Raw genomic sequence first — 12,903 nt, forward strand, 5'->3', positions numbered from 1 at the left:
AATGTACCAATTGAATAAAAAGAAAATAAATAAACCAAATGAAAAACATACGCGTGAAATTTTCACGAAAATCATCTAATCATGCTGTTAAATCTATTTAAATCATGATTTAGGAAAACAAAATGGGATATTTTAATAAACTTTAACAGTTTGTTTATATTGAACGGGGGTCTTTCCGGTAATTTTTTTAAAGGCAATATTAAATGATGAAATACTGCTAAATCCGCATTCGTAAGCAATTGCAGCCATAGTATAGTGCTTGTATTTATTGGTTTTAAGTAGTTCGACAGCTTGATAAACCCGAAGTTCTGCAATGTATTGCGAATAATTTTTGCCTTCAACCTGATTTATTATTTGCGATAATTGTTTAGATGTTATCCCCAAGGTTTTGCTAAGCGATGTTAAGGTAAGCTCCGGGTTTAAAAATGGTTTATCATCATTCATTAGACGTTTTAATTCATTTGAATAATCCAAAGCCGCATCCTTGTTCAATGATGAATTTTTATACTTTTCCATATCCGAAGAAAAAACATCAAAGCTATAAAAGCCGCAAATAATTAAAATCAATAAAACCACAGAAAAAACAAACGAACTACTTGGGTAAAACGGAACAATATTAAAATAAATTAATACCGCATTGATATATATAACAATCGTGGAAGCAATAAATATTGTAAGCCAATTTTTAACTATTTTCCCTTTGGAAACATTCTCATAAAACCGCTGACTCCTCAAAACCCAATACAGAGCATACAAAGAGTACATGAGGCCATGTGCAAAAATAAAAAAGTAAAATACCCATGAATAAGGTTGATAAATAGCCGGAATATAAGCACTGAGTATAACGGAAAGAAAGAACGGAATAAAATGAAGGTATGTGTAAAGCGTATTCAACTTAGTTTTATTTTTTATAAGATGAAAGCAATACAACCAAACCAATGGCCCAATTACCAAAAAAATACTTAAAAAAATATTGAGAATTGCTGTTTCAATAAAATAGTAATAATGAAACAATGATTTTCCCATCCGCAAGCCGAAACAAAGTAGGTAAAGACCCAAAAAAATGTTTGCGTTGGCAGTAAATTTTCCTTTGCGAAATATCATGATAATTCCAAAGAAAACGCCAAGAATTACGCCAATACTACCAAATAAAAAACCTAAATGATTATAAAACTCCGAGTTTACATTCATTACTATCTACATTTATTATATGCAGCAAATTTATAAGTCCATTATTTTCAAACCCTTTCTTATTCCTCTAAAGCCTGATAAATTAACGAATGTAGTTTTTCATGATCTTCCATGGTTTTTGTAGGGATGACTTGTGTTAAATAAACCACAACCATATCTTCTTTTGGGTCGACCCAATAGGTAGAATGATATGCCCCGCCCCATCCATATTCGCCAACAGAGCCCATTGTTCCCCTTGCACCAAGGTCTTCTACCACCGTAAAGCCCAGGCCAAAGCCCGTGCCGTCTGCCCAGGGAAACTTAACGTTTCTAAGATGGTTTACAGTCATTAATTCAACCGATTTTCTCGATAATATACGGGCACCGTTTAACGTTCCTTTATTGAGCATCATTTGTAAAAAGCGTGCATAATCGCTGGCCGTGCTTACTAATCCGGCACCGCCCGAGTAACTTGTTCGGGGGCCGTCTACATAGGCTCCCTGGCCTACCATCCCACCGGGATTTGGGGCTTTTTCCAATCCGTTTCCAGAAGGGGAATATACCACGGCAAGCCTGTCTTTTTTGTCTTTTGGTAAATAAAAATAGGTATCGTTCATTTTTAAAGGCCCCAAAATGTTCGTATGTAAAAAGTCATTTAATGTTTCTCCTGAAACGACTTCAATAATGGCACCTAAAATATCAATGCTATACCCATATACAAACTGTTCACCGGGCTGGGCATCAAAAGGAAGGTTCCCCATTTTTTTTACGGTTTCCAAAATAGGTTCTTTTCTATCGGCAAAGTACCAGCCTTGAATCCCGGCTTCTTTCCATTTATCGGCTGCAATACCGTTACCATATCCAATCCCCGAGGTATGCGTTAATAAATCGCGTAGTGTAATGGCTCTTTTGGCAGCTACCACATTATAAGAGCCGTCTTCTTTGGCAACGGCAACCGTTGTTTTTTTAAACTCTGGAATGTATTTTCCCACCTCATCTGTAATGGATAGTTTTCCCTGTTCCTGCAACATCATGATCCCAACGCTTACAATGGCTTTTGTTTGAGAAGCTATACGGAACATATCGGTTTTCTTCATAGGAACATTTTTCTCGATATCCTTTTTACCAAAAGCTTTGTAATAGGCTATTTTTCCATGTCTTGCCACTAATAAAACAGAACCCGGCAAGGCATCGTCTTTTACAAAATCGTTAAAGGTTTTGGTTAAATAAGTAAGTCGGTTTGAAGATATTCCAACAGCTTCAGGACTTGTTTCGGGCAGTGTTTGGGCAGATAGTACACTTAGGTTAATTATTGCCACAAAAAGCATCAACATGGATGCATATTTTTTAACCTTCATTTTGAATATTAATTATGGATTTCACTTACAAATTAAGTGTTTTATTTACTTTTAAAAAAGTCAACAACAATATATCCACTTATAAATATTATTCCTGAATGGCATTTAAATGCCTATAGGCTCTTTTTACCTTTTCCCTGTTTTCTTTCTGCATTTCTTTGTAAGTGCTATAACTTGCAGGGGAAAGGGCTGCTTGAAGCTCATCGTCCTTACCCTTCATGAGCGATTTTAGTTCTTGAAATTTTTCGTTTCTGGAAACACTGCTGTTTTTTACTTCAACTGCCTTGTCATAGTATTTTTTGCTGATGCTTATAAAACTGTCCTTTTCGGCACCTGTTAGCTGAAGCTGTTCTACCTGTTTGTTCAACATATCGTTATAAGACATATTTTGTGGGGCTGTTTCTTCTTGTGCCGATACAGAAAACTGAAGCATTATTAATGCTATAAAAAGTAACTTTTTCATGTTATCCTTAATTGGTGTTATAGCATAAAGATAATAAAAATCTAAACGATTGCCCCGTTAATCAAAATAAGTTATACATTGTGTTGTTTTTATTAATTCACTGGGTATTAATGCATTTTAAAATATAATTAGCCCTTTCGCTTGGACTTTTCTTTGGGACTTCATTAATGGTATAATCATATTCTTTGTACGTCTCTGCCATTTTCTTGAAGGTCAATAAAGCTTCTTCCCAATTTTGTTTTCTTTCGCCATCGGTTATGTATATTTCTTTCCACGGCGGAAGTATAAAAACGTTTTTGTTGTACCGTAATTTTTTACCGTACCCGTGCATGTGCCCGTTTATTTTTGAATTAATCAATTTGGCATAGCAAAGCGTGTCCAGAAACCCACGATCAAAGAAAACCGGAACAGAACCGGCATGTTCCTTTTCAACTTCTTTATAGCTTTTAATATATCGGTCAAATAGTAATTGTTTGTACAATTCTGTGTTTTTCCATGGAAGGGCTTCTCCATTATTATGCTTCTGCTCAATTATAAGTTCTCTTGCTATCTCGGGTACAACAACCAAATTTTTATTTTTTAGTTCATTAAGCAACGTTGTTTTTCCAACACCGGGCCCGCCGGTAATAACAAAAAAATTGTTGTTTATAGTTAAGTTCATTGTTTTAATTTGTTGAAGGCACTCATAGGCTTGTAGTTTTTTTTATTATAAACTCATCTTAACTCTTTCCACCCTGCCCGACAAGGGTTATTCTGGTGGGTTGATTAAAAAAGTTAAGACGAGTTCTAATTGAAGCAATAATGGTATACCATTAAAATTATGTAAATCTAGCAATTATATTTGTTTCGCCTATAATAATGCGTTCATATGCATTGGCTCCTTCTATTATGCCAGAGACATCGCTAATGGAATAATAACCGCTGCTTAATGCGCTCATGTGGTCTCTTACATTTTGCCCTAATGCATCCATGGGAACATCATTCAGGCTACTTTCGTTTATCAATCGCCCAGCACTATCAAGCGGCCTTAATTTATACGCTACCCTATCTGAAGTATTTGTAGTGTTTCCACCCACAAGCCTTGCAAAATTGGCATCTTCAATTTGAATTATCTCAACTACAACATCCACATGGCTGGAGCCACTGGACGGGCTAATCCTACCATTGCCATTAATGCTATATGTAGCTCCATCCCGACCGTTTAGTATTAAATCTCCCAATTGTACGGGTTCTGTGGTTGGGTCCAGTAAAGTAATGGAATTATGCTGTAATTGCATACTTTGAGCAATGTACCTTACATGGTTTCCGCCGGCTTTAAAGATTCCCAACCTTTCCAAATTATCTTTTGCATGGCGCAAAAGTGTTCGTTTTTGGGTATTGCTTAGCGTGTTGTAATCTTCTAGGTCCAAGCCATTGTGTGTAGCCAATTCTGGATAATTGGCTACAACGGCATGCAAATAGCCCCTTAATAATAAATAAGAAATAAATGCAGCACTCCACGCTACTTGACTGGGCTCTGTTTGCCTTGCGGTGCTTTCGGCACCAGAAACAGAATAGAAAGGCAACCAATATTCCGTAACTTTTTCTATGCCGTCATTATTATTGTCCAATAAACCTCCTGTCCACCAAGTATTAAATTCATCATGGGCTACCTGTATGGCAAAATTCATAACGGTATCGGCAGGGATATCCCATTGATTTCCCGCCCCCGAAGCTTGCCCTTCAGAAACCAAGGAAAGTCTTTCATTAAATCTTACCACTTGTAGAAACAGGTCTCCAGAGTTGTCTGTAGCCATTTGTTCGAACATTTCAATAAAATCATCAAAATACTCAAATTGTTCTTGCCCGTCCTGAGGATTTATAAATTTAAAGGTAACATCGTCTGGATTGTTTAAATCTCCAGACATTCCAAATAGCAACAATGCATGCGGCGAGAACCCACCTGTAGGATCGGCATCTATAGTAATCCATAATGGTCCATAATTGCTTAACCACTCGTAATATTGCTGAATTGTATAACTTGCCGGTGGCATGGCCTGCATGTTCAACGCGCTTATAAATTGATTTTTTTCTGATGCTGCTAACCCGGTAGCATTGTCGAACATAGTTACATAGTAATTTTCGTTTGGCGGGGTCAAATTTTCTCCGGCCATTCTTAGTATTTCCGGAATTGGGTTCGAGCTGTGTAATTTCCAATTCATCATCATGGTAGCTACCGTTGCCCAACAACCCATAGACGGCTGTATTAACCCTTCAACAGTATAATTTACGTTAACAGGTTGAGAGCCTTCGGGTGGCCTTACGCTTATAGATTCATGGGTGCCATCGGCATCGGTACGCTGTGCCTGTACAGATTGACCACGGTTTACGGCATCGGAAGCTGTTTGGGATAATGAAGGCCTACTTTGTTCGCGCTCAAATTGCTGAGTTTCCCTTGCGCTTTCCCCTCCGTCTATTTGCTGTTGCAAATGTTGACGCGTTAAATTTTGTGCGTCCTCATCGCTTATATTACCATCACGGCGTGCCTGCGAAATACCATCGGCAATGTTTTGTGAATTTTGGGTATTGTGTTGCTGGGTTGCCAGGCTTTTTGCCATTTCTGCAAAAGCCTTTGCATTTTCCTGATTGGAAAGATAGGTTTTCATGGCATTTTCCTGATTTCCTGCCAATCCGGTAATATCGTTAAACACGCCTGATTTCCCTAACAATTCTGACAATTGGGATAAGCCGGCCCCCGGTGCCGGAGCATCGGGCGCATTTTGTATATTTACCATTGGAGGGGCAAAATCTTTATACTCGGGCTTGTATTCGGTTACGGTTGGCGTTGGGGTTACCACAGGAGCTATTGAAGTAGGCTCTTCGGTCCTAAACTTATCCCAATCCTGAGATGAGTTTTCTTTTACCATTTCGCAGGCATCGCAATTGCCTTGTATGGCTTCCATAAATACGCCACGGGTTGGCACACTTACCCTATATGGAGGTATTGGGGTAAGGGGCTTGTAATAATCAAACAACGATGTTTCTATAAATACATTATCGCCAATTTCTTCAAGCATGTTGTTTCTTCCTACGCGGTATCCTTCGGCTACTGGAAAAACCAAAGAATTCCCCGTAATGGTAGTCAATTCGTTTTTTACCACCGATGCCAAGCTGCGCATCACCGATTTATGTCCTGTTGAAGTATATGTTTGTATATTGAAGCCGTCGAGGAGCATGTACCGTCTGTCCGGATCCAAATTTGACCACAATATTTTATTGTAATGCTCTAAATTACTGTTTAAATGCTCAATGAGCTCGTTTACAAGGTATTCATCTTCTTTTCTGGGGTTTTTCTTTTCGAGTGAATTCAATGGCGTATTGATATTCGGTACATCATCATGTAAGTCGTTTACAAGCCGCCTGTTTACCAAAGTTGATGAATGGTAATCGCTTCTGTAATTAATCTGGATGCTATCTAGTTTAAAGGTTACGTAATTAAAAAACAGATCGTGATATTCCCCGGTTAACGGCGAAGTGAAATCAATTTCTATTTCATCAATGGATTTACGGGTTTTGTTTGTGGGAAGGCCGTTATCTTTTATGTAATATTTTAATATCCTATTCCCTCCTTTATATTTTTGCTCTTCCGTAAGGTCCACATCACCAAGTGGCGTAATGGAAACCCTTGCCCCACCACTTCCAATATTGTCTTTTATCAAGTTGCTTACAATTTGCGGTGCTATGTGTTCGTTAAATATCCTGTCCCAATCGGCAATTACATTTCCATTAAAATAACTAAAAAGTTCTTCAAGGTCCATATCCAATATCTTGGCATATGCTTCCCAAAGCTTTTTCTCTTTTTCCATTCCTGCAAAGAAATCCATTTGGGTTGGAACATCGTCACCATCAAAAACAATGCTGATAAAATTCTTAAATACATTTACCCCATTGGATCCATCAAAATTAACACGGATACATTGAGCGGGAGGAACAGTTTCATAATTAGCATCCAAGGTCATAAACATATCAAATATCTGTCCCCGGGTTAAAACTTCGGTAGTTGTGGTATTCCTTTTTATACTTGGGCCTTTTGCAGCACAGGGAACCACTGCCCCCACAATGGTGTCTTTGATGTTTTGGCGTATGGTGCCCGGTACATCTACACCCGCATCTACAGTTACCTTTGTTTTTATTACGGGGAAAGACAGGATTCTGTCAAACCGGGTTTTGGGCCTTGGAATATGGATATTCAGTTTCATATATCCGGTAAGTTCTGTTATAACTTCATCGGCATAGGTCTGGTCTGGAAAATCTACCCTTGCGTAATTTGTTTTTATGCGTTCGTTGGCATCAAAAGCTTTTAATAAAGGGTGCTGTCTCCTTAAAAAAGAAAATGTCCTTAAATATGTATTTGAAGGAATTGGCAATAGGTTCTGTGCCAAAATGTCTTTCCATTTATGAATGTTTTCTGTTGAAAAATTGGTCATTAACAAGGGCACGAACACACACTCTTCTACATGGCTGAGCTCTTGGTATATTGCATAATGCCTCAACACTTCAAAATACATCATGGTAAGGGAATGGCAATGGTTATGGTTGGCAATGGTCTCGGCCGTTACCCCATAGTCTTGCCCTTCGGTAACCGTTGTTACCACAGATGCATTTAATTGCCTGTAGCTTTCTGCATTTTGCATTAACGATTGCCTTAGCTTTTCCCCAAAAAACTGAGAGATATTCCTTGAACTGTTTTGAGAGGCAGACGAATTTGAATTTGAAAAACCTCCGGCAACCCCCAAAGAAGCACCAATGCCGCCGTAGGAAACCCCAACGCCCAAACCTGCCGACATTCCCGAGGTATGGGCCTTGCTCCTACCGCTCATGTTTTCGTTAATACCTCCACTTAATTGATCGGTAATGAAGCGGTCGCTAATCAATTCTGCCGAAAGGCTCTCTCCTTGTGAGATGGATTGCGACTCGGCTCCGGAAAGGGAATGAGACGACTCGAACACCACAATTTGTTTTTTCTGCCCGGGCGCCAATGGCAATGAATATACCAAATCTCCCAACGAGTAACCATCGGCTTTAAAAACCGATTTATAATGAAGTATATGCCCCGTAGCCACCGTAACAGCTTGGTACATGGACAGGTTTTCTTTGGCATCGGGGGCGTCTTCCCAGCGAATTGGGTTGTCCAGGTCTACTTCTTTCCGGTCAAGCGTTTTTCTTCCGCCTACTAAATTGTACTGTATTTTTCCCCGGAAATTTACTTTTTGCAACACATAATTTGCCACTTCGGGGTCGGATATACGCACAATGGCATTGTAACTATATTCGCGTAAAGTTCTATTTGGGGTGGAAAGGTTGATGCAGGAACCGCCAATATCCTGGGTATACTCGTCTGAATTAATAAGATCTGCCTGGTCGGGCAGTCTCTTTGCCTTTTTGGTAGCATGGCAATCGCAATCATCGTGTTCGTCGGTTTCGGTATTGGTTACCACCACTTCCTCATCTATTAAAAGCAAGAAAATAAAATCGTCTGAAATGGTTTCGTTGGAATCATCGGGATTTACAACCAAATCTACCGGACTATTTGGCATTAACGATACCATTGCCTGGGCCTCTATATAATCGCCATAAGGATAATCCAACGAAAAGTTCCCCGATTTATCGGTGGTTGCAGAACCTACGATCCTGTACAGTTCGTCGCCGTCTTTTTTTGCCTGAACAATTACCGTAAGCTCGTTTAAATTATACTTATCTCCATTCTGAAGCACTTTTCCCCGCAACCGTTTGGTACTTTTTGGTTTTCCGGTTTGCGGATCTACTTCAATGGTACCGGCGGGGTATTTGCGTATTTTTATATCGAGGTTTTGAAGCTCGTCGTTATCTTTATTGAATTTTTCTTCCCAAAGAACAGCACCATCGTACCCTTTTACCTTTACCGAAACTGGCCCGGAGATATTATTGATCAATAATGGTTCGTCATCATTAAAGTTAAAATCAATGGTATTATCGTCAATGGTATTTCCTGCTTCGGTCCAATTGTATTTTAAAATCTTGGGGGTTCCGTTTACCTGTAAATATTCGACCGACAAATCGTAAAAATCCAAATCCCCCTGAACTACTTCTTCTTCTGAAATAATTTCCAGTTTTCCTCCAATGGTCAAGGTTTGAATTTCAGGAATAGCAATGGGGAAATCGAACAATTTGTTGAAATTTTCCTTTAAATAATCAAAAAATTCTTTGCTGATGTTATATTCGGTTTTTTTAAGGAAATCGGCCAATTGCGTGTATCCAATAGTAAATTCGGCTTCGGTTAGTTTTGGGTGTTCGCCATTAAGGTCTACGAGAATTTGTATGAAATTAAGCACAAAATCATCAGAAACATTCCTTTCTGGATAAATAGCATCAAAAATATATTTAAACAGCTCGTAAGCTTCCTTATTTATTATAAAAACACGTTTATTGTATTGATCGGCCAAGTTAGCAAGCCCCTTTACGTTTAGTGCGTCTTTCTTTTTAGAATTAATGTCGCCATAAGTGCTTAGAAATCTTCCGTATTCTTCTTGATGGTATTTTCTGTCAAAATCAGACGAATAGAGCGACTTCGAATAATAAATCCCTTCAAATTCCTTGGTAGAAATAATTTGATTTAAATCGTCCTTGGTCGTAATTGTAAACTTGAACGAATAATCGTTGATATTAACGCCCTCTTCTTTTAAAATATTTATAAAATGATATAGGAAAAACCCGTAAATGTCCTCCATTTCCGTCCCCGTTAATTTATTTAACGGCACGTTTACTTTATACGTTTCGTCTTCAACATCATGCGAAACCTTAAAAGATTCGAAACCGCTTGCGTAACGGAAAATCTGACTCCGACTAATGTTATACGAAAATTTCGGGATATTTACTTCAATTATAATACTATTGAATTCTGGTTGACGATTATCGCCTTCTGATGTGAAACTGAATTGAACGGAAGCCATAATATATTTGTTTAGTTTATTTTGATCGAACAAATTTTAAAAAAGAGCAGTGTTAAAAACGGGGTCGGGTTTTTAAAAAAATGTAGTAGTAGAAATAGTTTAGGCAAACTTTTCTTTTTGAACATTACGAATGTATGCAACTTAAAAAGACTATGTAACAGGGTGTTACCTATTTAAAAAAGGGATTTTTCCTAGGGAAGAACCCCGTACTGGATATTTTTAGTAATTTCGGCGTAAGTTTTTAACATAAAAGCTCAGTTTTTACATAAAATGGCAAAATCCCACACACATTTTAAACTTTACAAACCATATGGTTACATAAGTCAAATGTACAGTAACGATGAGCGCCAAGCCCGCAAAAAGCGTTTTTTAAAAGACCTGTACAATTTCCCGGATGGAATTATGCCCATTGGAAGGCTCGATGAAAAATCGGAAGGGCTTTTACTGATGACTACAGACGGAAAGCTAAGCAACACCGTTAACCAAAGCGGCATTGAAAAAGAATATTATACCTTGGTTGATGGTGCCATTACCAATGAAGCCATTGAAACCTTGTGCAACGGCGTTAAAATTGGGGTAAAAGGGGAAAAATACTTAACAAAACCTTGTAAGGCAAAGCAAATTGATACTCCTTCCCTACCAACCCGAAAAAAGAAAATACGCGATGAACGCCACGGACCAACCACTTGGATAAGTATTATAATTACCGAAGGGAAATTCCGCCAAGTGCGAAAAATGACTTCTGCGGTGGGGTTCCCTACCCTGCGGCTGGTACGCGTGCGTATTGGTGATATTTATTTAGAAAACTTACAGCCTGGCGATGTGGAAACGCTTAGTTCCATTGCATCCGCTGTAATCTAATTGCATTTAAAATTGCCAAAAAGGCAACGCCAACGTCGGCAAAAACGGCTTCCCACATGGTAGCAATGCCGCCAGCTCCCATTATCAAGACAATAAGTTTTATGCCAAATGCCAAAATTATATTTTGCCAAACAATTTTTCGTGTGGATTTACCAATTTTTATGGCCGTTGAAATCTTGGAAGGCTGATCGGTTTGTATAATTACATCGGCGGTTTCTATGGCTACGTCGCTTCCCAGTCCGCCCATGGCTATTCCAACATCGCTGGCCGCTAATACAGGTGCATCGTTAATGCCATCGCCAACAAAGGCAACTTTGGTATTGGCTTCTTTTTTAAGGATTTCTACTTCTTGCAATTTATCTTCGGGCAATAACCCGCCTTTGGCCGCATCAATTTTTAACTGCGAAGCTACTTTTTGCGTAATGCTATTTTTGTCTCCGGAGAGCATCATTATTTTTTGAATGCCAACGTTGTGCAATCCGGAAATTGTTTTCGCGGCATCTTCTTTTACCTCGTCTGCAATAACAACCAAGCCCGCATATTGAGCGTCAATAGCAACAAAAACTACGGTCTCCACAATAGTTTCAACATCTTTAGGTAAAGCAATTTTATGGGCTTTCATTAACTCTTTGTTCCCCGCCAATACAACTTTATTGTTTACAGTTCCTTTTAGGCCTTTTCCAGAGATTTCTTCAACTTGGGTGGCCTTGTACAAGTCGGTTTTCAGATTGTAACTACTAATTGCTTTTGCTATTGGGTGCGTAGATTGTTTTTCCAGTGCAATTAAATAATTCATAAACTCATCTTCAGGCAGTTCTTCTGGTTTTATCTGCTGAATATTAAAAACACCATGCGTAACGGTGCCCGTTTTGTCCATTACCACCGTATTGATTGTTGTAATGGCATCTAAATAGGAAGCACCTTTGAATAAAATTCCGTTTTTGGAAGCCGCTCCCAATCCGCCAAAATAACCAAGCGGAATGGAAATTACCAGGGCACACGGGCAAGAAATTACCAAAAAAATAAGTGCCCGGTACAACCAGTCTTCAAAAACATAAGAAGAAACAAAAAAGTACGGAATAAAAGTGAGTCCAATCGCCGCAAACACTACAATGGGCGTATAAATACGTGCAAATTTTCTGATGAACAATTCGGTTTTGGACTTTCTGGCCGTTGCGTTTTCTACCATTTCCAGAATGCGTGCCACAGAACTGTCTTTAAATGCTTTTGTAGCTTCAATTTCTATAACATTTTCCAAATTGATACTTCCAGCAAAAACCTTCTCCCCCTTTTTTAGGGCATCAGGCTTACTTTCACCAGTAATTGCAGCAGTGTTTACAGAAGCTTTATCGGTTAACAAAACCCCGTCCAACGGAATTTTCTCACCTACTTTTACTTGAATTTTCTCGCCAACTTCAACCTTCTCCGGATTAACGGTGCTGTAATTTCGGTTCCTAAATACAGTGGCCGCTTGAGGGCGCACGTCCAGCAACGCCTTTATGTTTCCGCGGGCACGGTTTACGGCAGCACTCTGGAACAGTTCGCCAACCGTATAAAAAAGCATGACCGCGACGCCTTCGGGATATTCGCCTATGGCAAAAGCTCCCAAAGTTGCAATGGTCATTAAAAAAAACTCGGTAAATACATCGCCTTTTTTAATACTGTTTATGCTTTCCTTAATTACAGGAAGTCCCACGGGAAAATATGCAAGAACGTACCAGGCAATACGTATCCATCCTTTAAAAAAAGAAATATTGAAATAATCCAACAATATTCCCGCAATTAGCATAACAAAACTAACAATACCAGGAAGATACGTTTTCAATGCATTTGGGTCGCCGCCATGTTCATGTTCGTGAGAATCATGATTATGGTCGCCGTTTCCACAGCAATCCTTTTGCAAGTCTTTCATTTGAATTTTTTCTTTTGAAGCCAATTCCACACTATTTTATCAATTGAAAAACAAAGATATACAAGCATGTAGTGCAATGGAATTGCAAAAGAAGCTGCTTTTTCTGGAGCCTTTAAACTAAAAACCTGAAACCAGAAACTTGAAACCCTTAAACTATTTTAAGTGAAGGCA

Annotated in this window: 7 protein-coding genes; 1 reads left to right on the forward strand and 6 read right to left on the reverse strand. The window is 38.8% G+C overall.

Annotation, left to right across the window (positions count from 1 at the left end; all coding sequences use genetic code 11):
• Positions 1–132: 132 nt before the first annotated feature.
• From UXI14_RS10695 to UXI14_RS10715, 5 genes are all read right to left on the reverse strand, one after another.
• Positions 133–894, reverse strand: coding sequence for an AraC family transcriptional regulator (locus UXI14_RS10695; RefSeq protein WP_335966131.1), 762 nt, complete (start codon positions 892–894; stop codon positions 133–135).
• 356 nt (positions 895–1,250) lie between these two features.
• Positions 1,251–2,528, reverse strand: a complete 1,278-nt coding sequence (locus tag UXI14_RS10700) for a serine hydrolase domain-containing protein (protein ID WP_335966132.1) — start codon at positions 2,526–2,528, stop codon at positions 1,251–1,253.
• Between the two features lie 88 nt (positions 2,529–2,616).
• Positions 2,617–2,991: a hypothetical protein gene (locus tag UXI14_RS10705; RefSeq protein ID WP_335966133.1), complete on the reverse strand. Its 375-nt coding sequence runs from the start codon at positions 2,989–2,991 to the stop codon at positions 2,617–2,619.
• 97 nt (positions 2,992–3,088) lie between these two features.
• Positions 3,089–3,652, reverse strand: coding sequence for an AAA family ATPase (locus UXI14_RS10710; protein ID WP_335966134.1), 564 nt, complete (start codon positions 3,650–3,652; stop codon positions 3,089–3,091).
• A 157-nt stretch (positions 3,653–3,809) separates the two neighbouring features.
• Entirely contained in the window at positions 3,810–9,959 is a 6,150-nt protein-coding gene (locus UXI14_RS10715; protein ID WP_335966135.1) for a DUF2272 domain-containing protein, read from the reverse strand.
• Between the two features lie 270 nt (positions 9,960–10,229).
• Here UXI14_RS10715 and UXI14_RS10720 point away from each other — a divergent pair, with 270 nt between their 5' ends.
• A complete protein-coding gene (locus UXI14_RS10720) occupies positions 10,230–10,820 on the forward strand; it encodes a pseudouridine synthase (RefSeq protein ID WP_335966136.1) in 591 nt (196 codons plus the stop codon).
• Here the strand turns inward: UXI14_RS10720 and UXI14_RS10725 are convergent.
• Positions 10,792–12,732, reverse strand: coding sequence for a heavy metal translocating P-type ATPase (locus UXI14_RS10725; RefSeq protein ID WP_335966137.1), 1,941 nt, complete (start codon positions 12,730–12,732; stop codon positions 10,792–10,794). The two genes, UXI14_RS10720 and UXI14_RS10725, sit on opposite strands and share 29 nt — an antisense overlap.
• Positions 12,733–12,903 lie beyond the last annotated feature (171 nt).

Origin of the sequence: Galbibacter sp. PAP.153 (genome assembly GCF_037029175.1) — a bacterium.
Classification (GTDB): Bacteria; Bacteroidota; Bacteroidia; order Flavobacteriales; family Flavobacteriaceae; genus Galbibacter; species Galbibacter pacificus.

What these genes read in the sequence shown, in the direction of transcription:
- UXI14_RS10700 (WP_335966132.1), bottom strand. Translation starts at nt 2,528, where the DNA reads ATGAAGGTTAAAAAATATGCATCCATGTTGATGCTTTTTGTGGCAATA.
- UXI14_RS10720 (WP_335966136.1), top strand. Translation starts at nt 10,230, where the DNA reads ATGGCAAAATCCCACACACATTTTAAACTTTACAAACCATATGGTTAC.
- UXI14_RS10715 (WP_335966135.1), bottom strand. Translation starts at nt 9,959, where the DNA reads ATGGCTTCCGTTCAATTCAGTTTCACATCAGAAGGCGATAATCGTCAA.
- UXI14_RS10705 (WP_335966133.1), bottom strand. Translation starts at nt 2,991, where the DNA reads ATGAAAAAGTTACTTTTTATAGCATTAATAATGCTTCAGTTTTCTGTA.
- UXI14_RS10710 (WP_335966134.1), bottom strand. Translation starts at nt 3,652, where the DNA reads ATGAACTTAACTATAAACAACAATTTTTTTGTTATTACCGGCGGGCCC.
- UXI14_RS10725 (WP_335966137.1), bottom strand. Translation starts at nt 12,732, where the DNA reads ATGAAAGACTTGCAAAAGGATTGCTGTGGAAACGGCGACCATAATCAT.